Raw genomic sequence first — 21,159 nt, forward strand, 5'->3', positions numbered from 1 at the left:
GCTGCTGTGTGCGCGCCGAACACACCCTGGTGCAGGGTGGAGAACCAGCAATGTGCGGCTGGTGAGCGCTCCGGGTGGTTCCCGGTCTGTGCAGGTGATTCGGGGGCCTCCGGGAAAAGGTTTGGACCGATCTGTCCTCGTTACCGGTCTGTGACCTTCGCGCCCTGGGCGCGACCAGCGGACGGACGGGAGGCCCGGTGCCAGCTGGCACCGGGCCTCCCGTCCGTCGTCCACGTGGGTTCAGAACGCCTTGCCGGGATTCAGGGTGCCCGCCGGGTCCAGGGCGTCCTTGACGGCACGGTGCATCGCGAGGACCCGCTCGCCCAGCTCCTGCCGCAGGCCCGGCAGCTTGAGCAGGCCGACGCCGTGCTCACCCGTGACGGTGCCGCCGAGTGCCAGGCAGTCCGCGACGATCTGGTCGAACGCCTCCTTCGCGCGGGCCTTCGCGGCCTCGTCGCCCTCGGGAGCGATGATCAGCGGGTGCAGGTTGCCGTCGCCGGCGTGCGCGATGTTCGCGATGGTGACGTCGTGCGCCGCCGCAGTCGCCTGGATCCGTCGGAGCATCTCGGGCACCGCGCTGCGGGGCACGCAGATGTCCTCGGTGAGCACCGGGCCGAGCCGCTCGAGTGCCGGGTACGCGAGTCGCCGTGCCTGGAACAGCCGGTCGATGTCGTCGGGGTCCGTGGCGCGCTCGACGTCGGTGCCGCCAGCCTGCGCGAAGACGGCCGCGACCTGGTCGGCGAGCTCGTCCCCCGCGGCACCAAGCTCGTCGACCCGGGCCAGCAGCAAGGTGTCGACGTCGGACGGCAGCCCGAGGTGCATCCAGTCGTCGACGGCCCGCAGACAGGCCCGGTCCACGATCTCGAGTGCTGCGGGGATGATCCCGGCACGCGAGATCGCGGCGACGGCGTCTCCGGCGGCGCTGAGCGAGGGGAAGTAGCCGATCACGGCGCGTTCGTCGCGTCCGGCCAGGGGGAGCAGCTTGACGGTGACCGACACGACGATGCCGAGCGTGCCCTCCGACCCGACCATCAGGCCGGCCAGGTCGTACCCGGCGACGCCCTTCGCCGTGCGGCGTCCGAGCTCCACCACGGAACCGTCGGCCAGCACGACGGTCATCCCGAGCACGTAGTCGCGGGTGACTCCGTACTTCACGCAGCAGATGCCGCCGGCGTTCGTCGCGACGTTGCCCCCGATCGTCGAGATGGCCGAGCTCGCCGGGTCCGGCGGGTACCAGAGTCCGTGTTCCGCGACGGCAGCGCGCAGTGCGTCGTTGATCACACCGGGCTGGACGACGGCGTAGCGCTCGTCGGTGTTCACCTCGAGCACCGCGTCCATCAGCTCGAGGGACAGGACGACCGATCGGGCCATCGCGTTCGCCCCGCCGGACAGCCCGGTCCCGGCGCCGCGCGGCACGACCCGCACGCCGGCGGCGGCCGCCCACCGGACGGTGGCGACGACGTCGTCGGTGCTGCGTGCGAGGACGACGACGAGCGGTGCGGTGGAGTCGGCCCACTCGGCGTCGTCGTGGCGGTACCGCTCGAGCGACGCCGGGTCGCGGAGGACCTGGTCCGGCTCGAGCAGGTCGTCGAGGGCGGCGGTGTCGACGGCGTGACTGACGGTCATCGGTTCGGGGGTCCTTCCGGGCGCTGCGGTGCGGCGCCGACGACGATACCGCGCTGAGCGGACGACCCGTGTCGTCTGCCAGGGACGCCGGACGACGGTGAGGCACGCGGCGGATCCGTCGCGGACGGCAAGGAGGCCCCATGTACTTCCACGCACAGACCTGGATCAACGAGATCGCTGACGGCGAGCCCGACCCGGCAGCCGCCAACGCCCTGCAGGAAGGGCTCGGCGGGCAGTTCGGCGAGATGCGCACGATGATGCAGTACCTGTTCCAGGCGATGAACTTCCGTGGCCCGGCGGCGAAGCCGTACCGCGACCTCATCCAGGGCGTCGGCACCGAGGAGATCAGCCACGTCGAGCTCATCGGCACCACGATCTCCCGCCTGCTCGACGGCTCGCCCGAGTACACCGGCAAGCTCACCGACCCGCTGGACAAGCCAGGTGCGAAGGGTGCGACGCCGCTGAACATCGCGCTCGACACGAGCAACATCCACCACTACCTGGTCGGCGCCCAGGGTGCCCTGCCGGTCGACGCGGCCGGCAACCCGTGGAGCGGCAGCTACGTCTACAACTCCGGCAACCTGCCGCTCGACCTGCTCTACAACCTGATGCTCGAGTCCACCGGTCGCCTGCAGAAGTGCCGGATCTACGAGATGACGGACAACCCCACCGCGCGCAGCACCGTCGCGTACCTGATCGTCCGCGACCAGGCGCACGAGAACGCCTACGCGAAGGCGCTCGAGACCCTCGGCGTCGACTGGAAGACCCTGCTGCCGATCCCGAAGACGAACGCCGAACGGTTCCCGGAGGTCAAGGAACTCGTCGACCTCGGGCTGCAGAGCAAGCAGTACAGCTTCGACCTCGACGGGGCGTCGGAGGCGGGCAAGATCTTCCGCGGGGCGTCACCGTCGAAGGACGGCACGGACCTGACGGCGACCGAGCAGGCCCCGGCCGGCGTGCCGTCGTTCATCGCTCCGGAGCGACTCGAGGAGTTCGCTCCCGGACTCGATGCCGACCTGCTGGCGCTCATCCAGCAGACCGCCGAGCTCGAGCTCGACGCCGTCGAGGTGAGCACGTACGGGCCGGTGGCCTGAGCCCGCACGCTCGCGGATCAGTCGAGGCAGAACTCGTTGCCCTCGACGTCCTGCATCACGATGCAGGACTCGTTGACCTGATCCGCGAGCATGCGGCGGAACTGCGTCGCGCCGAGCGCGACGAGGCGAGCGCTCTCCGCATCGAGCGCTGCGAGACGTTCCTCGCCGACCAGACCGGTGCCGACCCGGACGTCCAGGTGCACGCGGTTCTTCACCGTCTTGCCCTCGGGCACCCGCTGGAAGAACAGCCGCGGCCCGACGCCCGTCGGGTCGACGCACGCGAAGGCGGAGTCCTGGTGCTCGGGCGGGAGCGAGGCGTTGAACGCCTGCCAGTCGTCGAACCCGGTCGGGGGAGCAGGGACCTCGTAGCCGAGGACCTCGCACCAGAACCGGGCGACCCGCTCCGGCTCGGCGCAGTCGAACGTCACCTGGAGCTGTCGCACCGTTGCCATGCGCGCCAGGGTAGGCGCGCGGCGCGGGTCGCGCGCACCCGTTCTCCGACGGACCACGAGTTGATCGACGCGTGGTCCGTCGGAACACTCGTGTTCCGACGCCGGAACAGACGTGTCAGTCAGTGCTTCCCGCGGAGGCGACCGATGCCGAGGACGATCGCCACGACGACCATGCCGAGGACGACTCCGGCGACCGCCGAGACCGCGGTGTCGACGATCCACGTGATGACCGGGCCTGTGGCCTCGATCGCGTGCTCGATCGTGTGCAGCAGGTCGTACGGGCCGTGCCAGAAGGTCTCGGCGAGGTTCGCGATGACCAGGTGCCCGCCCACCCAGAGCATGGCCACGGTGCCGATGACGCTGATGACCCGGAAGACCGTCGGCATGGCTCGCACGATCCGTGCTCCTGCGCGTCGCGTCCGGCGGACGGAGTTCTTCATCATCTGCAGACCGACGTCGTCGATCTTCACCAGCAGGGCCACCGCGCCGTAGACGACCGCGGTCATGACGAGACCGATCACGATGAGGGCGCCGAGCGTCGGCCAGAGCCCGAGGTCGGGGTCGAGCCCGGCCAGGGCGATGAGCATGATCTCGGTGCTCAGGATGAGGTCGGTCCGGATGGCGCCGAACACGAGCTTCGGTTCGGTGACCGAGTCGGTGGAGCCTGCGCCGTGGTGGACACCGAACCACTCGGTGACCTTCTCCGCGCCCTCGAAGCACAGGTACGTCCCGCCGATGAGCAGGAGGTACGGCAGCACCCAGGGCGCGAACGCGGTGAGCAGCAGCGCGAGCGGGATGATGATGATGAACTTGTTGAACAGGCTGCCGAGCGCGATGCGACCGACGACCGGCAGTTCCCGGGCCGGCGCGAGTCCCTGCACGTACTGCGGCGTGACCGCGGCGTCGTCGATGACGACCCCGGCGGTCTTCGCGCTCGCCTTCAGGGCCGCGGAGAGGATGTCGTCCACCACGGCGAGCAATCCGACTGACATGACTTCGTTCTCCGCTCGTCCGGGCCTGTGACGGTGCTCAGCGTAGTGGGCGCGGCCGACCCTGAACGCCGCCGGGGCACCGTCCGTAGGCTGACGGCATGGCTGACTTCACCGCTGCACAGGCCGCCGTCGTGCGGATCGAACGCGCCGAGGAAGGGCGTTGGGACCTCACGGTGATCAGCGACTCGGGCGTGAAGATGGGGCACGGCGTGTACCTGTTCGACGCCGCGCACGACGACGCCGAGGACGAGCAGGCCGCCGCACTCGACTTCGTGCGCGACTACGGCTTCCGGTTCGAGCGCGACGCCGTGCAGGCTGACGGCGCGGACGCATACTGGGCGCCGCTGCTGCCGTCCGACCAGCAGTAGCCGGCTACAGGGACGCGATCAGCCGCTCGACCCGCATCCGGATGTCGTCGCGGATCGGGCGGACCTGCTCGATCCCCAGCCCGGCCGGGTCGGCGAGGTCCCAGTCCTCGTACCGCTTGCCGGGGAACACCGGGCAGGCGTCCCCGCAGCCCATGGTGATGACGACGTCCGACTCGCGCACGGTCTCGGTCTCGAGCACCGCTGGCCGGGCGTCGGCGATGTCGATGCCCTGCTCGGCCATGGCCTGGACGGCGACGGCGTTGACCTGGTCGGCGGGCTCGCTGCCGGCGGAGAACACCCGGACGCGGTCGCCGGCGAGGTGCTGCAACCACCCCGCGGCCATCTGGGAGCGTCCGGCGTTGTGGACGCACACGAACAGGACGGCGGGGCGGTCGGTCATGCGCCCATCATCCCAGCGAGGGTGCCCGTCATCCCAGCGCTGACGCCTCGAACCCGATCAGCCACGTGACACCGAACGCGTCCCGCACGGTGCCGTCCCAGTCGCCCCACGGCCGTTGCTGCAGTGCATCGACGACCGTGCCGCCCTCGGCGAGCGCGTCGAACCACCGCCGCAGCACGTCGGGTTCGTCCGCCCCGAGGAGCGAGAACAGCAGGCCGGTCGCCGCGAACGGCTCGTCGGTCTCGCTCGCGTCCGCGGCGAAGAGCTGCAGCCCGCCGGTGAGCTGCCCGTGGGCGACCGCGTCGGCGGGGCCGTCGGTCCGTGAGAAGTCGGCGTAGGTCGCGATCTGGACCTCGCCGCCGAAGACACCCTGCCAGTGCTCGAGGGCCTGCCTGGCGGTGCCGGCGAACTGGAAGTACGGCGACGGTCCGGTGACGTTCATGCCCGGACGATACCGCCGGACGACGGCGCCCGTCCGCTCGTCAGGCGCTCGGTGCGATGCCGTCGAACGCGCGTCGCAGGATCGCGGCCGCGTCGGGGTCGTCGCCCGTGGCCCAGGTGGTGATCGCCACGTCGAAGCACCCGAGGGCTGCCTGCACGAGCACCCGTGCCCGCAGGTCGGCGTCGGGGCCGTGGAGCTGCTCGACGACGAGGGGCGTCAGGACGTCCGCCCAGGCCTGGTGCTTCTCGAGGTTCCGTGCGCGCAGCGATGCGGTGCTCGTCATCACGCGGACGGACCGTCGACCGGTCTCGGGGTCGTCGGTGCTGCCGCGCTCGAGCATCTCGGCGAAGGCCTCGCGCAGCGCGGGCCACACCGGTTGGGTCGTCGACCGCGACCGGAACGCCTCGGCGAGGGCGTCCCGGTGTCGCGCGGGGTCGCCGATGACGGCGTCCTCCTTCGCGGGGAAGTACCGGTGGAAGCTCCGCGCTGAGATCCCCACCTCGGCGGCGACCTGTTCCACGGTGACGTTGTCGAACCCGTCGGTGTCGAACCGCTCGAGGGCCACGGCGGCGATGCGCGCGCGGACGGCATCGCGGGTGATGTCCCGCAGGCCGGTTCGCACGTCGCTCACGGGGCCGATCGTACCGCGACGTCATCTTCGGTCCAAGTTGTCAGACTCTGACAGGAGTGGCGTACAGTGCCAATCGCATGACCACCACACGTCACGAAGGGACGGCACCATGCAGCAACGCACCCTCGGCCGACAGGGCCTCACCGTCAGCGCCATCGGCTACGGCGCCATGGGCACCACGTTCGCGTACGGACCCGGCGACGACACCGAGTCCGTCGCCGCGATCCGGCACGCCCACGAACTCGGCGTCACGCACTTCGACACGGCCGAGCTGTACGGCTGGGGGACCGGCGAGCGGCTCCTCGGCGCGGCGCTCGCCCCGATCCGCGACGAGGTGACGATCGCGACGAAGTTCGGGTTCACGCCCGAGGCCTACGCACCGGACTCCCGACCGGAGCACATCCGGCAGGTGGTGGACGCGAGCCTGCAGAACCTCGGCACCGACTCGATCGACCTGCTCTACCAGCACGTCCACGATCCGGCCGTCCCGATCGAGGACGTCGTCGGCGTGATGCAGGAGTTCGTGCAGGCCGGCAAGGTCCGGTACCTCGGCCTGTCGAACACCGATGCCGACCAGATCCGCCGTGCCCATGCCGTACACCCGATCTCGGCGTTCCAGACCGAGTACTCCGTCTTCTCGCGGGAGTCCGAGGCGCTCTTCCCCCTCGTCGACGAGCTCGGCATCGGCGTCGTCGCCTACTCGCCGCTGGCGCGCGGCTTCCTGAGCGGTGCCGTGCAGCCGGCGAGCGCCTACGCGGCCGACGACATCCGCCAGCAGCTCGAGTGGTGGGCGCCGGAGCACTTCGACGCGAACGTCGCCGTCGTCGCCGCACTCACCGAGATCGCCGACGCGAAGGGCGTCTCGCTCTCGCAGCTCGCGTTGGCCTGGATCCTGGCGAAGCGCGCCGACCTGGTCCCGATCCCCGGATCGCGCAATCCCGGACGCGTCGCCGAGAACGTCGCCGCCGCCGAGGTGCGGCTCACTGACGACGAGGTGGCGCGCATCGACGCGCTGTCGCGCGACGTCCGTGGGAAGCGAGCGATGGGCTGAGCCCGGCCGGGTGCCGGACGGGAGGCCCGTGGCACGCCCGCCACGGGCCTCCCGTCCGTCCGGTGGTCGTGTCCAGGGCGCGTCTCAGGCGAGCAGGGCGAGCGCGCGGTCCACGACGTCCTCCGGTCGGCCGTCGCCGTGCAGCGCCCACCAGGTGAGGGCCGCGCTCGCCGCGGCCGCCAGGGCGTGCGCGCGCACCGACACCGCGAGGTCGTCGGGCGTCGCGCCGTCCCGCTCGGCCACGAACCGGACGATCGCGTCGGTCAGGGTCGTGACCGTGGCCGCGCCGACGTGCTCGAGCGAGGGGTTGGCGCGGATGACACGGAGCCGGTGGCGGGTGACCTCGACGGCGTCGTCGGGGAAGGTCGCGCCGATCCGGTACGCCGCGCGGAGGGCGTCCGACGACGACTCCGTGGACGGCCGCTGTCGGAGCGCGTCACCGAACCGCGAGGCGAACTCGTCGAGCCCGCCCCAGACGAGCGCCGCCTTGTTCGGGAACAGCCGGAACAACGACCGGCGGCTCACCCCGGCAGCTGTCGCGACGTCGTCCATCGACACGGCGTCGAAGCCCTGCTCGTCGAACAGCCGGAGCGCCACGAGGGACACCGCGTCCGGGTCGATCGTGCGGGGGCGTCCCGTCGGTCGGTCGCTCGTCGGCCGGTCGCTCGTCGGGCGCATGGAGTCCTTTCGGCACTGAGTGCTATAACCGTCGTGGCGCAGCGAGCGCCTCTCAGTGAGGAGACGACATGACCGACACCACCGCCGGACGTTTCACCGGCAGGACCATCATCGTCACCGGGGCGGGTTCCGGCATCGGACGCGCCACGGCGACGCGCATCGCGAACGAGGGCGGGCGGGTGATCGCGACCGACGTCGTCGCCGACCGCCTCGACGCGCTCCGCTCCGAACTCGAGGGCCTCGAACTCGAGACCGTCGTCGGCGACGTCGCCGCCACCGAGACCATCGACGCACTCATCGCGGCAGCGGGCGATCGCATCGACGGACTGGCGAACGTCGCCGGCATCATGGACGCCTTCCTGCCGCCGAGCGAGGTCGACGACGCCACCTGGGACCGCGTCTTCAGCGTCAACGTCACCGGACCGATGCGCCTCACCCGCGCCGTCCTGCCGCACATGATCGCCGCCGGCCGCGGCGCCGTCGTGAACGTCGCCTCCGAGGCCGCACTCCGTGCCTCGGCAGCGGGTGCCGCGTACACGGCGTCGAAGCACGCGATCGCCGGGTTCACCAAGAGCGTGGCGTTCTTCCACGGGCCGCAGGGCATCCGCGCCAACGCGGTCGCGCCGGGCGCGGTCGCGACGAACATCGAGGCGCCGATGCGCAGCGAGTACGCCGCCAGCCGGGTCGGCCCCATCATGCAGGTCGCCATCCCGCCGGTCGCGCAGCCGGAGCAGCTCGCAGCGGCCATCACCTGGCTGCTCAGCGACGACTCCGCCAACGTGAACGGCGCCGTGCTGCCGAGCGACGGCGGGTGGTCGGTCGTCTGAGGCGGGACGCGCCGCCTACACTGCCGACATGACCGAGGTCCCCGTCGCGCGCTCCGAGTGGGGCCGGTTCGCCCCCGACTCCGTCGAACGCCGGATGCTCGAGCACACCGGCACCGCCCTCGGCCTCGTCCTCCGCCCGCGCACGGTCGTGCTCGATCGCGCCCGGGTCGAGGTCGAGGGCATCGACGACGCCGACCGCGTCGTCGTGCAGCTCGTCGCGAACCAGGGCGCCTACAAGCCCGCCTGGCGCAACAAGGTGATGGCGGACCTGTTCAAGCTGCTGTGGCTGCGGCAGTCGGTCCCCGGCGTGGAGCGGGCCGTGCTCGTCGTCGCCGAACCCGCGGCGAGGGCGCTCGCCGGGTGGGTGGCGGTGGCCGCCGAGGACCTCGGCGTCGAGGTGCTCGTCTGGGACGGGCAGACCGCGGTGCCCTCGCCACGCTGAGCGCAGTCGACCCGACCCGCGCACTCGTTCACACGTTCGCAACACATGTGGTCCGACTCCGTAACACGGGCGTCCTAACCTCATCACCAGCAGCGGATTTCCGCGTCGCAGACCAACCCGAGCTCGCGACGCACGCTCTCCGCCATACGAGACCGAGCCTGCGTGCTCGCCGACGGTATGGAGGAACGGATGACCACATCAGCGGTCCGCGTGGACGCGGTGCGCAAGGTGTACGGCAGCGGCCCGAGCGCCATGGTCGCGCTCGACGACGTCGAGTTGACCATCGAGCCCGGGAAGTTCGTGTCGCTCATCGGCCCGAGCGGCTGTGGGAAGTCGACGCTGCTCCGCCTGGTGGCCGGGCTCGAGCCCGCCGACCGCGGTGACGTCCGGGTGCACGGTGTCACACCGGCCCAGGCCTGCGCGGCGAAGCTCATCGGACTCGTGCCCCAGGCACCGGCGCTGCTGCCCTGGCTCACCGTGCTGCAGAACGTGTCGCTCGCCGGGCGCGTGAACCCGGGTGCCGGCCGCCGCCGCGCCGCCATCGAGGACCTCGAGGAGCGCGGTACCGGCACCGGCCCGGACATGCGCGAACTCCTGCGGATGGCGGGACTCGGCGAGGCGATGGACAAGCTCCCCGCACAGCTGTCCGGCGGCATGCAGCAGCGTGCCGCGATCGTCCGGGCCTTCGGCCTGCGCCCCGACGTCCTGCTGATGGACGAGCCGTTCTCGGCGCTCGACGAGTTCACCCGCGAGAGCCTCCAGGACCAGCTGCTCGACCTGTGGGACGAGCTGCGCACGACGGTGCTCTTCGTGACGCACTCGGTGTCCGAAGCCGTCCGGATGTCGGACACCGTCGTCGTGATGGCGCCGCGCCCCGGCCGGATCGTCGACGTCATCGACATCGACCTGCCCCGCCCGCGCAACCAGCGATTGTTCGAGGAACAGCGGTTCCACGAGTACGAAGACCTGGTCCGGACCCGTCTGCACAGCGCCTGGCGCATGACCGATGCGGCCTGAGGGAGACGGGACCATGAGCGCCACCACCACCTCCACACCCGCCGCGACCGCCACCACGGCCGACGCCGAACGACGCACCGCCCGCCGACCGGTGCCCGGTTGGCTCCGACCGACCGTCTGGTTGCCCCTCGTCGTGATGCTCGCCGTCCTGGCGGTGCTCTGGCAGATCGGCGCGACGGCGATGCCGTACCTGCTGCCGCCGTTGCCCGCGGTGGGGGAGACCCTCGCCACGCAGCTGCCCTACTACCTGCAGAACGCCGGCATCACCCTGGCGGAGTCGCTCGTCGGCCTGGCCATCGGGTTCCTCGCCGCCTTCGTGCTCGCGGTGCTGACGAGTGAGCTGCCGATCGTCCGCCGTGCGGTCATGCCGATCGCCATCGTGCTGAACGTCACGCCCCTCGTCGCGATCGCGCCGGCCCTGGTGGTGGCGTTCGGGTTCGGGCCGCTGCCGAAGCTCGTCATCACGGCGCTCATCTGCTTCTTCCCGATCCTGATCAACACCGCCGCAGGCCTGCGGTCCGTGCCGCAGCCCGTGCTGCAGGTCTACAAGACGATCGATGCCTCCCGGTTCGAGATGCTCGTGCACCTGCGGATCCCGAACGCCCTGCCGTTCGTGTTCGCAGCCCTCCGGATCGTGTTCCCGCTGTCGATCATCGGCGCGGTCGTCGCGGAGCTCTCCGCCTCGGGATCGACCGGAGGACTCGGCACCGTGATCAGCACGGCGTCGTCGATGAACCAGCTCGACGTCGTCTACGCGGCGATCGCGATCCTCGCGGTGATGGGCGTGGTCCTGCTCGGACTCATCACGCTCGTCGAGCGGCGCGTCCTGCACTGGCACCGCACCGCGAACGACTGACTCGCGCGGCGCCGGCCGCACCACGCGGCCGCCCCGCGGCCCTTCCGCACCACCCGCCGGCGCGAGCCTGCCCGCGCGACGTCAGCCGCGCCTCCAGGCCGACGTCCGGCGACCCACCGACCCACCCGCACCCGCCCTGCACCACCCATCCCTTCCCACAGGAGTGACCATGCAGCACAGCACCATGCAGCACCGCACCACGCACCGCACCAAGGCCGCGCTCGCGGCCCTCGCCACCGCCGTCGTCGCCCTCGCGCTCGCCGGCTGCAGCACCGGCTCGAGCGCCGGCACCACCTCGTCCGAGGGCAGCGCGATCTCGGCCGAGCGGTGCAAGGAGAACCAGGACGCCGGCAAGATCACCTACCTGTCCGGCTACCAGTACCAGTCGTCGGCGTCGATCCTCGAGTACATCGCGGCGGACGAGCTCGGCTACTTCAAGGACCTCTGCCTCGACGTGACCCTGAAGCCGGGCTCGGGTGACACCGCCCAGAACACGAAGCTCCTCGCCAGCGGCCAGGCCACCGTGTCCGCCGTCGCCGAGCAGGACCTCATCCAGGCCCGGGCGAACGGCATCGACATCACCGGGATCTCGTCGTACTCGAACGCCGGCCTCGACGTCCTGATGACGAACAAGGACATCACGAAGCTGCCGCAGCTCGACGGCCAGGTCGTCGGCCACAAGGGCTACGTCCCCGCCTCGGTCCGGGCGATGATGGAGAAGGCCGGTGTCGAGTGGGACTCCCTCACGCTCGTCAAGGAGGGCTACGACCCGTCCGTCCTGCCCCGCAAGCAGAACGGCCTCGAGGCGCTGACCGGCTTCGTGTCGAACGAGCCGAACCTGCTCAAGGCCGCCGGTGACGACGTCACCGTCTGGCAGCCCGTCGACTACGACATCCCCTCGTCGATCGGCGCGATGGCCGTCAACCCCGCCTTCGCGAAGGCGCACCCGACCGCGGTCGAGGACGTCCTGCGCGCAGCCTTGCACGCCTACGACTTCTGCTCCGCGAGCGAGGCGAAGACCAAGCAGTGCGTCGGGTACGCCGCGAAGCTGTCCGGCGCGACCTACGACACCGCCCAGAACACCAAGATCTGGACCACCGAGACGAAGGTCATCGCGGACAACCCGACGCCGGACCAGCCCCTCGGCGGGATCGACCCGGAGAACGTGACGAAGCTCGTCGACATGCTGCACCAGTTCGACATCGTCAAGAGCTCCGTGACCGCCGACGACGCGAAGAGCTGGTTCACGAACGAGTACATCGACGCCATCACGAAGGACGGCGAGACCGTGTGGCCCGCACCGTGAGTCCCATCGTCACCGAGTGTTCCGCAACGACCAGAAAGGCGGCGTGAGATGCCCGCGAAGGAGTACGGGATCTTCCTCCCGATCGGCAACGGCGGGTGGATGCTCTCCACCACGGCACCCCACCCCGAGGCGACCTACGCGTGGAACAAGCGCGCGGCGCTGCACGCCGAGACGATCGGCCTGGACTTCGTGATGTCGATGGCGAAGTGGCGCGGCTTCGGCGGCTCCACCGACCACTGGGGCCGTTCCCTCGAGTCGATGACGATGATGGCCGGCATCGCCGAGGCCACCGAGCGCGTCAAGATCTGGGCGACGATGCACGCCAACGTCCACAACCCGGCGGTCGCAGCGAAGATGTACACGACGCTGCAGGACGTCTCCGGCGGCCGGGCCGGCATGAACATCGTCAACGGCGCCTACGCGGCGGAGTTCGAGCAGTTCGGGATCTGGGACGCGGCCCTCAGCCACGCCGACCGGTACCGGATGACGGAGCTCTGGACCGAGGCGGTCACGCGCCTGTGGACCGAGGACAGCGTGACGATGCACACGCCGTACTTCGACCTCGACGCGTGCGAGTCCCGTCCGCACCCCGCATCGCGGCCGACCATCATCAGCGCGGGCAAGTCCGAAGCGGCCCGGGCGTTCCAGGCGAAGCACGCCGACGGCGCCTTCCTGGCAGCGGACAGCCTGGACGAGATGCGCGACCTGTCCCGCGACGTCCACGACCGCGCCGCCGCCGAGGGACGCGAGTGCCGCACCTACTCGATGCTCACGGTCGTGCAGGGCGAGACCGACGCCGCCGCGCAGCGGAAGGTGCGCGAGTGGGGTGCCGGCGTCGACCGCGAGGCACTGGCCTCGATGCGGGCGTCGTGGGGCGTCCCCGCCGAGCAGGCGCGTGCCTGGGCGGACGGTGCTGCCGGTGAGGACGCGTTCCAGACCGCGTACGTCGCCGGGTCCGCCGAGACCGTCACCGAGCACATCGAGTACATCGTCGACCGGGGCGAGCTCGACGGCCTGATGCTGATCTTCCCCGAGTACGACCAGGACATGGTGCTGTTCGGGGAGACCGTCCTGCCGGCGCTCCGCCAGCACGACGCGGCGGTCGTCCGGTGACCGGGGCACTCGACGCGGGTCGCGACCCGCGGCTCGCGCAGTTGCTGTCCGCTCCGCTCAGCCCGGCGCTCGTCGTCGTCGACGTGCAGCGCGACTTCGGTGAGCCGGCGCGGATCGCCCCCTACGGACTCGACGACCGCGCGTCCGTCGCGGTGGACGCCGCCGTCACCCGCATCGGCTCGCTCGTCGACGAGGCCCGCGCAGCGGGCGTCCCCGTCGTCTGGGTCGAACTCGGCAGCGACCCGGCCCGGCCGTGGCGCTCCAGCACGTGGCTGCGCGGGGGCGACCCGGACGGCCCGATGCCGGACGACGAGCCGTGCCGGATCGGCACGGAGGGCGCCGAGTGGTACCGCACGGCGCCCGAGCCCGGTGAGACACGCGTCGTCAAGCGCGGCTACAGCGGGTTCCTGGGCACCGACCTGGAGGCCCGGCTCACCGCCGCAGGGATCGGCTGGGTCACCGTCGTGGGACTCACGACCGAGTGCTGCGTCCTCGCCACCGCACAGGACGCGATGCAGCTCGGCTGGCCCGTGGTGGTCCCGCAGGACGCCACCGCCGCGTACGACACCGACGTGCACGACGCCGCACTGACCCTGATCGACCTCAACGTGGGCGTCGTGACCGACGCCGACGAGACGGTGGCGCTGTGGCGCGCGGCGGCTGACGCTGCTGCGTCTGCGTCTGCGTCTGCGTCTGCGTCCGCTTCGCCGGTGGGTGCCCGATGAGCGGCATGCACCTGGCCTACGACCTGTCCTTCACCCACACCGAGGGGCGGTGGGCAGCGGCCGGCAGCTGGGTCGGCCAGGACTTCCCCGACGTCCGCATGTACATGGAGGTCGCCCGGACCGCCGAGCGCGCAGGCGTGGACATGCTGTTCTTCGGCGACGGGTCCGGTGTGCCGAGCACGTGGCGCGGCAGCATCGACCCGGCCGTCGAGTGGGGCATCCAGTGGCCCCGGCAGGACATGTCGCCCGTGATCGCCGCGATGTCCACCGTCACGGAGCACATCGGGTTCGGGCTCACCTACTCGTCCACGTTCACCCACCCCTTCTCCGTCGCCCGACTGCTCAACTCGCTCGACCACGTCACCGGCGGGCGGATGGCGTTCAACGTCGTCGCCTCGTCGCGGGGCGCGGACGCGGCGAACTACGGGTCCGACCACCTGATCGACCACGACCTGCGGTACGAACGGATGGAGGAGTTCATCGGCGTCTGCCGTGCGCTCTGGGACTCCGTCGCCCCCGACGCGATCGTCCGCGACCGCGCGACCGGCCGGTTCGCCGACCCGGCCGGGGTGCACCCGATCGACCACGACGGCCGCTTCTTCAAGGTGCGCGGCCCGCTCGCGAGCGTCCCGAGTCCGCAGCGGCACCCCGTCGTCGTGCAGGCCGGCAACTCGCCGCGCGGCATCGCCGCCAGTGCGTCGTTCGCCGACCTGGTGTTCGGGTTCGGGTCGAGCGTCGCCGGACAGCTCCGGCACCGGAACGCCCTCGACGCAGCGCTCACCGACGCCGGTCGGGACCCGTCCGGCGTCGGGATCCTCTGGGCGACCCAGGTCATCGTCGGCGCCACCGACGCCGAGGCCGCCGCCCGCCGTGACTCGCTGCTGTCGTTCTGGAACCGCGAGGCCGTCGGCACCTTCATCTCGCACAACGCCGGGTACGACTTCTCCACGCTCCCGGAGACGTTCCGCCTCGGCGAGCTGCGCGACGAGATCGTCGCCGCGCAGGCGAGCCCGGCCGGCCTGGTCGGCAGCCTGGTCGCCGAGTTCGGCGAGGACCACACCATGGACCGCGACGACTTCTTCGAGCACGGCTGGCGTGCCGCGACGGGCCTCGACCACATGCTGGTCGGCGACGCCGCGGGGGTCGCCGACGCCCTGCAGGCGAACTTCGCGGCCACCGGCGGACGCGGCGGCTACATGCTGTCCAGCCCGCTCGGCATGCCCACCGGGTTCGCCGACCTGAGCGAGCTGCTCGTGCCGGAGCTACGTGCCCGAGGTGCCCTGGCGCCCCGGTACCCGGGGTCGACGCTCCGCGAGAACCTGGCGGTGTGAGGTGACCCCGGCCCGTCGGTGGCTCGCGCTCGGCGGGCTCTGCCTCGGCTTCTTCATGCTGCTGCTGGACAGCACGATCGTGTCCGTCGCCCTGCCGGACATCGGCAGCGACCTCGGCACCGACGCGTCGCTGTCGGTCTGGGTGAACAGCGCCTACCTGTTCGCGTTCGCCGTGCCGCTCCTCGTCGCCGGACGGCTCGGCGACCGCTTCGGTCACCGCCGGGTCTACCTGCTCGGGCTCGCGGTGTTCACCGTCGCGTCGGTCGGGTGCGCGTTCGCACCGGGGATCGGCGCGCTCATCGTCTGGCGCGCCGTGCAGGGCGTCGGTGCCGCGCTGCTGACACCCCAGTGCCTGACCGTGATCCGCTCGTTGTTCGAACCACCCCGGCTCGCCGTCGCGCTCGCCGTCTGGAGCGCCGGTGGCGGTGCGGCGACCGTCGCCGGCCCGATCGTCGGCGGCGTGCTCGTCGAGGCGTGGGGGTGGCCGTCGGTCTTCCTGGTGAACGTGCCCGTCGGCATCGTCACCGCCGTCGCCGTGCTGCGGTTCGTGCCGGTGTCCCGACGCATCGCGGTGCCCCTGCCGGTGCTCGCCGTCGTCGGGGTGACCGCCGGGGTGTTCGCGGTGGTCGTCGGTGTCCAGGGCGCGGGCGACGGCGTCCTCGCCGCACCCCTGCCGAGGGTCGGTCTGGTGGTGCTCGGCGCACTCGTCGTCGCCGCGGTGCTCACGGTGCAGCGCCGCGCGGGGGACCGGGCGCTCGTCCCGCTCGGGTTGTTCGGTGACCGCGGGTTCGTGACCGGTTCGTGGGGCGCGACCGCCGCGTCGTTCTGCGTCGGCTCTGCCCCGATCCCGCTCATGCTCGACCTGCAGGACGGACGTGGTCTCGGACCGGGGGCCGCGGCCCTCGTGCTCGTGCCGATGGGGGTCGCCTGCCTGGCCGCCGCACCGTTCGTCGGCCGCACGACGAACACCGCGGGCCCCCGTGCGACGGCGACCATCGGCGCCGTCCTGCTCGTCGTCTCGGTGGCACTGACCGCCGTGCTCATCGGGATCGCCGCACCCTTCTGGGCGGTGGCGACGGCGTTCACCGGCTTCGGGGTCGCGAACGCGTTCGTCTGGTCGCCGTTCTCGCTCGCGGCGGTGCTCGGGGCCGGACCGGCGACCATCGGTGCGGCGTCGAGCACCTTCAACACCGTGAAGCAGCTCGGTGCCGTCCTGGGCAGCACGGTCACCGCGGTGCTGCTCGCGGTGTCGACCGACGCGGTGGCCCTCGGCGCCCTGGCGCTGGCGGCCCTCGGGGCACTCGTGGCGGCGGCGTCCCTGCCAGGGCGAGCGCCGGCGGTCCTGACCGGCGCGGTCGTGCACGGCGCCGGGGTCGGGCACGGGCTCGGGTTCCCGACCGCCAACATGCTGCCCGACGACGCGGGCGCTGTTCCGTCGGACGGGGTCTACGTCGGCTGGCTCACCGCGCCGACGTGGTCCGGTGCCCGTGAGGCGCTCGTGTCGATCGGCAGCAACAGCACCTTCGCCGACCGGCCGCGCACCGTCGAGATCCACGTGCTCGACTTCGACGGCGACCTGTACGGCACCCCCGTCGAGCTCACCGTCGGTCGTCGGCTCCGGCGGCAGCGCACGTTCCCCGGGCCGGACGCCCTCGTCGCCGCGATGCGTGCCGACGAGCGCCGTGCCCGCACCCTGCTCGCCCGCTCCTGAACGAAGGAACCACCATGCAGCACGACTTCATCGACGACCCGCTCGACATCCGCGAGGCGATCGCCGAGGTCCCCTCGGTCGTGGCCGCCATCGCCGCACGGGTCGAGGGCGCGCCGGTCGTCATGGTGGCGACGTCGTTCACCGTCGGGGTCTCGTACGACCCGCCGCTCGCGACGATCGCCGTGCAGCACTCGTCGACGACCTGGCCGGACCTGGCCGACGCGCCGGTGCTCGGCATCTCCGTGCTCGCCGAGGGGCACGCGGCGCAGACCCGGCAGCTGGCCTCCCGCGATCGGGCGAAGCGACTTGTCGGCGTGCCGCACGTCGACACCGGGTCGGGTGCCGTGCTGCTCGACGGCGCGCACTCGTGGCTGGAGTGCTCGGTCGAGGCAGTCCACCGCGCGGGCGACCACGACATCGTGGTGCTGCGGGTGCTCCGCTTCGCCCGCGACTCCGCCAACGCCGCGCTCGTGTGGCACCGGCCAGCTCGGCGGCGAGCAAGCGTCGCCACCGCCTGACGTTCTTTCCCAGAACGCGTGCGATGGGAAGCGGAATCGGGCGCACCTGGTCAGAAGTTCCGACCCGGTACGCCCGAAACGACTCGGTACGCTCCGCGCGGCGGCCCGCGCGGCGCCCGTCAGGAAGCCAGCGCCGCCATCTCGCGCACCACGGCCCGGAGCCGCACCGCGAGCTCGTCGTTGTTCCGCACGGAGTCGCGGTGGGCGGCCTCGCTGAGCGCCGACATCACGAGCGTCACCGCCGTGCGAGCGGTCTGGTCGTCGGTCCTGGTGCCCACGACGCTGAGGAGGGACTGGCGCGACTCGGCCATCCACTGCATCACCATCGAGGACATCTCGGGCCGGAGGACCAGCAGCTCCTTCATCCGTCGGCGGTCCTGGGACAGCGGTACGGTCGCCGCGACGAGGGTGCAGAGGTCGTCGACCAGGCCGCCACGAGCCTCGGCGAACCATGCTGCGGAGGGCTCCGGGACCTCGACGGAGTCGAGTCCGAGGGCGGCGTGCGCCTTGGACGAGAAGTAGTTGAAGAAGGTGCGGGGCGAGACGTCGGCATCGGCGCAGATCTGCTCGATGGTGACGCCGTCCAGCCCGTGCGCGGACACCAGCGTCAGGGCCGCGTCGTGCAGCGCCTGCCGGGTCTGCTGCTTCTTGCGCTCCCGCAGGGTGCACGGCTCCGTCGCCGCTGCAGCTGCCGGGGTGGTGATCACGTGGACTCCTGGTGGTGGGGGTTGGTGGGCCGCCCGTGCCGGAAAGGGGGCACGGCACGGACGGCCCGGTCGGTCACCGACGGTGCGTCGGCGTGGATCCGGTCGAACCCGATCCGGTCGAACCCGATCCGGTCGAACCCGATCCGGTGGGCACCGAGCCGGTCGGCACGGACCCGGTCATCGGACCGGTGAACGAGCCGGCGTCGGCAGCGGCGGCGCCGGCTTCGGCCTCGAGCTGGGCCTCGGCGGACAGGTCGGCACGCTCCTGCAGGGCGGAGCGCTGGCGCAGCGGCGGCACCCGGAAGAACCAGGTGAGCACGAAGGCGAGCAGGATCACGCCGAGGCCGACCCAGTAGATCGTCACGGACGAGGCGTTGAAGCCCGCCATGAACGGCCGGGTCAGGCGGCTGTCGGCACCGGTCAGGAACGAGGTGTCGTTCGTGCTGGTGGCGCTGTCGCTCGTGGTGTTGCCGTCGTCGATCTTCTTCGCGAGCTCCGGGGTGAGCTCGTCGACCCAGTACGAGCGCTGCGAGGCGTTCGACCAGTCGACGGACACGGTGCCGTCCTGCACGCTGGCGTGTGCCTGGTCGGCGACCTGCTCGAGGGCGGACTGCTCGGCCGCCGGCGTCGCCGCTGCGACCTGCTGGTCGATGACGGACTGGGCCGAGGCGGCGGGGACCGCACCGGCGGCGACCTGCTGCTGCACGGCTGCCGTGACCTGCTCGGTGACCGCGGCGTCGGCGGCCTGCGTCGCCTTCGCCGAGGCAGCGTCGAGCTGCGACTGCACGGTCTTCGTCAGCGGGGTGACGACGGGCGTCCAGATCTTGTCCATCGCGCCCTGGTTCGCCTTCGCGCTGGCGACGGTGGGGTTGAGCGCGGCGTCGAGCGCCGGGCCGAGGTCCTTCTCGTTCGCGGTCGCGTGCAGGATGTTCGCCGGCATCACCGAGAACAGGATCGACAGCAGGACGGCGGTGCCGAGCGTTCCACCGATCTGCCGGAAGAACGTGGCGGACGACGTGGCGACGCCCATGTCACGGGCCTCGACGGAGCCCTGCGAGGCCAGGGTCAGCGACTGCATGACCGAGCCGAGGCCGAGGCCGATCAGGAACATGCCGATCATCAGGAACCAGAGCGGCTTGTCGATCGACATGAAGGTCAGGACGACGTAGCCGGCGGACACGAGCGCGGTGCCGATGACCGGGAAGATCCGGTAGCGGCCGACGCGGGCGACGATCTGACCGCTCGTGATCGAGGCGATCATGAGACCGCCGACCAGGGGCAGCGTGGCGAAGCCGGACTCGGTCGGGGTGAGCCCCACGACGATCTGCAGGTAGAGCGGGATGGTGAGCATCGCACCGAACATCGCGAAGCCGACCAGGAACCCGATGACGGTCGCCATCGAGAACGTGCCCGAGCGGAAGAGCTTGAGCGGGATGATCGCCGCGTCGCCCATCTTCGACTCGATGAGCAGCAGCCCGATCAGGCCGACGACCCCGACGACGTAGCAGGCGATGGCGGCGGGGGAGCCCCAGCCCCAGATGCGGCCCTGTTCGGCGACGAGCAGCAGCGGCACGAGGGTGACGATGACGGCGGTCGCGCCCCACCAGTCGACCTTGGGCTTCGCGTCGTCGGCACTGTGCACCTTCGGCAGGTGCAGGAAGACGATGACCATGAGGAGCGCGGCGACACCGATCGGCACGTTGATCAGGAGGACCCAGCGCCATCCCGTGATCCACAGGATCTCGGAGGAACCGGCGAGCAGCCCACCGATGAGCGGCCCGATGACGGACGAGATGCCGAACACGGCGAGGAAGTAGCCCTGGTACTTGGCACGTTCGCGCGGGGCGAGGATGTCGCCCATGATCGCGAGCGGCAGCGACATGAGCGCACCGGCACCGATGCCCTGCACGGCGCGGAAGGCCGCGAGCATGAGCATCGAGGTGGACATCGACGACAGGACGGCGCCGAGGATGAACACGACGATGCCGAAGATGTAGAGGGGCCGGCGGCCGAAGATGTCGGAGAGCTTGCCGTAGATCGGCGTCGCGATCGTCGAGGTGATCAGGTAGGCCGTGGTGACCCAGGCCTGCTGGTCGAGGCCGTGCAGGTCGTCGCCGATGGTGCGGATCGCCGTGCCGAACACCGTCTGGCCGAGGGACGACAGGAACATGCCCGCCATCAGGCCGTAGATCACCAGGAGGATCTGGCGGTGGGTCATCAGGGGCTGCGGGCCGGTCCCGCCGGAGGCTGCTGGGGCCTCGGCGGTGTGCCGACCGTGCTGCACCTGGACGGGTGCGGTGGCGGTCATCGAACTCCTTTTTCGTGCTGTGTAACTTTGCAGACCGCGCAACGATACATCTGTTGCTTCCAGCAAGCAACTAAATGTGCCGACTACGCTGGCCCCATGTGCGACGACCGGCGTGCCGCCGAGCGACTCCTGCGATCCCAGCTCGACCGGCTGTGGGTCCGGCAGACCCTGCGTTCCTCGCTCATCGAGTCCAGCGGCGGCCTCGACCCGACCGCGCGGGTGATCCTGCGAGCCGTCGCCGGTCACGGACCCGTCCGTGCGACCGCGATCGCCGACGCGACGGGCCTGTCCCGCCCGGTGATCAGTCGCCGGGTGGCGTCGCTGGTCGAGGCCGAGCACCTGGTCGGCTCGCCGGACCCCGCCGACGGCCGAGCGACCCTGGTCTCGCTCGCACCCGCGGGCAAGCAGTTGCTCGACCAGCTCGACGCCGCCGGTGCCGAGGTCTTCGACGACCTCACCGAGGAGTTCGCCTCGGACGAGCTGCGCTCGCTCGCCGAGATGCTCACGCGACTGAACGACCGGGCCGACGCGGTCCTCGGGATCGGCACCACGCGCCCGTGACGT

The 21,159-nt window shown here is 71.3% G+C and carries 23 protein-coding genes; 14 read left to right on the forward strand and 9 right to left on the reverse strand.

The annotated features are described in order from the left end of the window. Window positions 1-240: 240 nt before the first annotated feature. Window positions 241-1,626 carry an FAD-linked oxidase C-terminal domain-containing protein gene (locus tag HQQ88_RS17495; RefSeq protein ID WP_173170606.1) on the reverse strand — a complete coding sequence of 462 codons (1,386 nt, stop codon included), beginning with the start codon at window positions 1,624-1,626 and terminating at the stop codon, window positions 241-243. Between the two features lie 140 nt (window positions 1,627-1,766). On the opposite strand from HQQ88_RS17495, the gene HQQ88_RS17500 reads away from it, so the two are divergent. Further along, window positions 1,767-2,720 carry a manganese catalase family protein gene (locus tag HQQ88_RS17500; protein ID WP_173170608.1) on the forward strand — a complete coding sequence of 318 codons (954 nt, stop codon included), beginning with the start codon at window positions 1,767-1,769 and terminating at the stop codon, window positions 2,718-2,720. A gap of 17 nt (window positions 2,721-2,737) precedes the next feature. On the opposite strand, the gene HQQ88_RS17505 is transcribed toward HQQ88_RS17500, so the two are convergent. Continuing rightward, window positions 2,738-3,172 (reverse strand): VOC family protein, encoded by a 435-nt coding sequence (locus HQQ88_RS17505; protein ID WP_173170610.1) that lies wholly within the window; start codon window positions 3,170-3,172, stop codon window positions 2,738-2,740. A 119-nt stretch (window positions 3,173-3,291) separates the two neighbouring features. Continuing rightward, on the reverse strand, window positions 3,292-4,164 hold the full coding sequence (locus HQQ88_RS17510) for a DUF808 domain-containing protein (RefSeq protein WP_173170612.1): 873 nt from the start codon (window positions 4,162-4,164) through the stop codon (window positions 3,292-3,294). Window positions 4,165-4,262: 98 nt separating this feature from the next. On the opposite strand from HQQ88_RS17510, the gene HQQ88_RS17515 reads away from it, so the two are divergent. Continuing rightward, window positions 4,263-4,532, forward strand: a complete 270-nt coding sequence (locus tag HQQ88_RS17515; protein ID WP_123294645.1) for a hypothetical protein — start codon at window positions 4,263-4,265, stop codon at window positions 4,530-4,532. 4 nt (window positions 4,533-4,536) lie between these two features. On the opposite strand, the gene HQQ88_RS17520 is transcribed toward HQQ88_RS17515, so the two are convergent. The 3 genes from HQQ88_RS17520 to HQQ88_RS17530 are packed head-to-tail and all read right to left on the reverse strand — an operon-like array spanning window position 4,537 to window position 6,005. Next, window positions 4,537-4,932 (reverse strand): arsenate reductase ArsC, encoded by a 396-nt coding sequence (locus HQQ88_RS17520; RefSeq protein WP_123672903.1) that lies wholly within the window; start codon window positions 4,930-4,932, stop codon window positions 4,537-4,539. Window positions 4,933-4,960: 28 nt separating this feature from the next. After that, the gene (locus HQQ88_RS17525) at window positions 4,961-5,374 is read right to left on the reverse strand and encodes a VOC family protein (RefSeq protein ID WP_123939127.1); all 414 of its coding nucleotides are present in this window, start codon (window positions 5,372-5,374) and stop codon (window positions 4,961-4,963) included. A 40-nt stretch (window positions 5,375-5,414) separates the two neighbouring features. Further along, complete coding sequence (locus HQQ88_RS17530) at window positions 5,415-6,005, reverse strand: TetR family transcriptional regulator (protein WP_173170614.1); 591 nt, start codon at window positions 6,003-6,005, stop codon at window positions 5,415-5,417. 109 nt (window positions 6,006-6,114) lie between these two features. Here HQQ88_RS17530 and HQQ88_RS17535 point away from each other — a divergent pair, with 109 nt between their 5' ends. Further along, window positions 6,115-7,056 (forward strand): aldo/keto reductase, encoded by a 942-nt coding sequence (locus HQQ88_RS17535; RefSeq protein ID WP_173170615.1) that lies wholly within the window; start codon window positions 6,115-6,117, stop codon window positions 7,054-7,056. Window positions 7,057-7,140: 84 nt separating this feature from the next. Here the strand turns inward: HQQ88_RS17535 and HQQ88_RS17540 are convergent, their stop codons facing one another. Next, window positions 7,141-7,734, reverse strand: coding sequence for a TetR family transcriptional regulator (locus HQQ88_RS17540; RefSeq protein ID WP_159573984.1), 594 nt, complete (start codon window positions 7,732-7,734; stop codon window positions 7,141-7,143). A gap of 68 nt (window positions 7,735-7,802) precedes the next feature. On the opposite strand from HQQ88_RS17540, the gene HQQ88_RS17545 reads away from it, so the two are divergent. The 10 genes from HQQ88_RS17545 to HQQ88_RS17590 all read left to right on the forward strand — a co-directional run bounded on the left by HQQ88_RS17545 (window position 7,803) and on the right by HQQ88_RS17590 (window position 17,580). Next, window positions 7,803-8,561: an SDR family NAD(P)-dependent oxidoreductase gene (locus tag HQQ88_RS17545; protein WP_159573985.1), complete on the forward strand. Its 759-nt coding sequence runs from the start codon at window positions 7,803-7,805 to the stop codon at window positions 8,559-8,561. Between the two features lie 28 nt (window positions 8,562-8,589). Continuing rightward, complete coding sequence (locus tag HQQ88_RS17550) at window positions 8,590-9,003, forward strand: hypothetical protein (protein ID WP_123340571.1); 414 nt, start codon at window positions 8,590-8,592, stop codon at window positions 9,001-9,003. 189 nt (window positions 9,004-9,192) lie between these two features. Then, window positions 9,193-10,020: an ABC transporter ATP-binding protein gene (locus HQQ88_RS17555; protein ID WP_173170617.1), complete on the forward strand. Its 828-nt coding sequence runs from the start codon at window positions 9,193-9,195 to the stop codon at window positions 10,018-10,020. 13 nt (window positions 10,021-10,033) lie between these two features. After that, complete coding sequence (locus HQQ88_RS17560) at window positions 10,034-10,876, forward strand: ABC transporter permease (protein ID WP_173170619.1); 843 nt, start codon at window positions 10,034-10,036, stop codon at window positions 10,874-10,876. A gap of 169 nt (window positions 10,877-11,045) precedes the next feature. Further along, complete coding sequence (locus tag HQQ88_RS17565; RefSeq protein ID WP_254067230.1) at window positions 11,046-12,182, forward strand: ABC transporter substrate-binding protein; 1,137 nt, start codon at window positions 11,046-11,048, stop codon at window positions 12,180-12,182. A 48-nt stretch (window positions 12,183-12,230) separates the two neighbouring features. Continuing rightward, window positions 12,231-13,295: an LLM class flavin-dependent oxidoreductase gene (locus tag HQQ88_RS17570; RefSeq protein WP_111086881.1), complete on the forward strand. Its 1,065-nt coding sequence runs from the start codon at window positions 12,231-12,233 to the stop codon at window positions 13,293-13,295. Then, window positions 13,292-14,020 (forward strand): isochorismatase family cysteine hydrolase, encoded by a 729-nt coding sequence (locus HQQ88_RS17575; RefSeq protein ID WP_173170621.1) that lies wholly within the window; start codon window positions 13,292-13,294, stop codon window positions 14,018-14,020. Before HQQ88_RS17570 ends, HQQ88_RS17575 begins: the two co-directional genes overlap by 4 nt. Next, on the forward strand, window positions 14,017-15,351 hold the full coding sequence (locus tag HQQ88_RS17580) for an NtaA/DmoA family FMN-dependent monooxygenase (RefSeq protein ID WP_123294652.1): 1,335 nt from the start codon (window positions 14,017-14,019) through the stop codon (window positions 15,349-15,351). The genes HQQ88_RS17575 and HQQ88_RS17580 overlap by 4 nt, the downstream gene beginning before the upstream one ends. A 1-nt stretch (window position 15,352) precedes the next feature. Then, the gene (locus tag HQQ88_RS17585) at window positions 15,353-17,062 is read left to right on the forward strand and encodes an MFS transporter (protein WP_367917050.1); all 1,710 of its coding nucleotides are present in this window, start codon (window positions 15,353-15,355) and stop codon (window positions 17,060-17,062) included. 14 nt (window positions 17,063-17,076) lie between these two features. After that, window positions 17,077-17,580 (forward strand): flavin reductase family protein, encoded by a 504-nt coding sequence (locus HQQ88_RS17590; protein WP_173170623.1) that lies wholly within the window; start codon window positions 17,077-17,079, stop codon window positions 17,578-17,580. A 119-nt stretch (window positions 17,581-17,699) separates the two neighbouring features. On the opposite strand, the gene HQQ88_RS17595 is transcribed toward HQQ88_RS17590, so the two are convergent. Together HQQ88_RS17595 and HQQ88_RS17600 are read right to left on the reverse strand one after the other, a co-directional pair. Next, a complete protein-coding gene (locus tag HQQ88_RS17595; RefSeq protein ID WP_173170625.1) occupies window positions 17,700-18,287 on the reverse strand; it encodes a TetR/AcrR family transcriptional regulator in 588 nt (195 codons plus the stop codon). A gap of 73 nt (window positions 18,288-18,360) precedes the next feature. After that, a complete protein-coding gene (locus HQQ88_RS17600; protein WP_254067231.1) occupies window positions 18,361-20,595 on the reverse strand; it encodes an MDR family MFS transporter in 2,235 nt (744 codons plus the stop codon). A 96-nt stretch (window positions 20,596-20,691) separates the two neighbouring features. On the opposite strand from HQQ88_RS17600, the gene HQQ88_RS17605 reads away from it, so the two are divergent. After that, the gene (locus HQQ88_RS17605; protein WP_123294655.1) at window positions 20,692-21,156 is read left to right on the forward strand and encodes a MarR family winged helix-turn-helix transcriptional regulator; all 465 of its coding nucleotides are present in this window, start codon (window positions 20,692-20,694) and stop codon (window positions 21,154-21,156) included. Window positions 21,157-21,159 lie beyond the last annotated feature (3 nt).

The sequence above is a fragment of the Curtobacterium sp. VKM Ac-2861 genome, from assembly GCF_013204965.1.
Classification (GTDB): Bacteria; Actinomycetota; Actinomycetes; order Actinomycetales; family Microbacteriaceae; genus Curtobacterium.

What these genes read in the sequence shown, in the direction of transcription:
- HQQ88_RS17495 (WP_173170606.1), bottom strand. Translation starts at nt 1,626, where the DNA reads ATGACCGTCAGTCACGCCGTCGACACCGCCGCCCTCGACGACCTGCTC.
- HQQ88_RS17500 (WP_173170608.1), top strand. Translation starts at nt 1,767, where the DNA reads ATGTACTTCCACGCACAGACCTGGATCAACGAGATCGCTGACGGCGAG.
- HQQ88_RS17505 (WP_173170610.1), bottom strand. Translation starts at nt 3,172, where the DNA reads ATGGCAACGGTGCGACAGCTCCAGGTGACGTTCGACTGCGCCGAGCCG.
- HQQ88_RS17510 (WP_173170612.1), bottom strand. Translation starts at nt 4,164, where the DNA reads ATGTCAGTCGGATTGCTCGCCGTGGTGGACGACATCCTCTCCGCGGCC.
- HQQ88_RS17515 (WP_123294645.1), top strand. Translation starts at nt 4,263, where the DNA reads ATGGCTGACTTCACCGCTGCACAGGCCGCCGTCGTGCGGATCGAACGC.
- HQQ88_RS17520 (WP_123672903.1), bottom strand. Translation starts at nt 4,932, where the DNA reads ATGACCGACCGCCCCGCCGTCCTGTTCGTGTGCGTCCACAACGCCGGA.
- HQQ88_RS17525 (WP_123939127.1), bottom strand. Translation starts at nt 5,374, where the DNA reads ATGAACGTCACCGGACCGTCGCCGTACTTCCAGTTCGCCGGCACCGCC.
- HQQ88_RS17535 (WP_173170615.1), top strand. Translation starts at nt 6,115, where the DNA reads ATGCAGCAACGCACCCTCGGCCGACAGGGCCTCACCGTCAGCGCCATC.
- HQQ88_RS17540 (WP_159573984.1), bottom strand. Translation starts at nt 7,734, where the DNA reads ATGCGCCCGACGAGCGACCGGCCGACGAGCGACCGACCGACGGGACGC.
- HQQ88_RS17545 (WP_159573985.1), top strand. Translation starts at nt 7,803, where the DNA reads ATGACCGACACCACCGCCGGACGTTTCACCGGCAGGACCATCATCGTC.
- HQQ88_RS17550 (WP_123340571.1), top strand. Translation starts at nt 8,590, where the DNA reads ATGACCGAGGTCCCCGTCGCGCGCTCCGAGTGGGGCCGGTTCGCCCCC.
- HQQ88_RS17555 (WP_173170617.1), top strand. Translation starts at nt 9,193, where the DNA reads ATGACCACATCAGCGGTCCGCGTGGACGCGGTGCGCAAGGTGTACGGC.
- HQQ88_RS17560 (WP_173170619.1), top strand. Translation starts at nt 10,034, where the DNA reads ATGAGCGCCACCACCACCTCCACACCCGCCGCGACCGCCACCACGGCC.
- HQQ88_RS17565 (WP_254067230.1), top strand. Translation starts at nt 11,046, where the DNA reads ATGCAGCACAGCACCATGCAGCACCGCACCACGCACCGCACCAAGGCC.
- HQQ88_RS17570 (WP_111086881.1), top strand. Translation starts at nt 12,231, where the DNA reads ATGCCCGCGAAGGAGTACGGGATCTTCCTCCCGATCGGCAACGGCGGG.
- HQQ88_RS17580 (WP_123294652.1), top strand. Translation starts at nt 14,017, where the DNA reads ATGAGCGGCATGCACCTGGCCTACGACCTGTCCTTCACCCACACCGAG.
- HQQ88_RS17590 (WP_173170623.1), top strand. Translation starts at nt 17,077, where the DNA reads ATGCAGCACGACTTCATCGACGACCCGCTCGACATCCGCGAGGCGATC.
- HQQ88_RS17600 (WP_254067231.1), bottom strand. Translation starts at nt 20,595, where the DNA reads ATGACCGCCACCGCACCCGTCCAGGTGCAGCACGGTCGGCACACCGCC.
- HQQ88_RS17605 (WP_123294655.1), top strand. Translation starts at nt 20,692, where the DNA reads ATGTGCGACGACCGGCGTGCCGCCGAGCGACTCCTGCGATCCCAGCTC.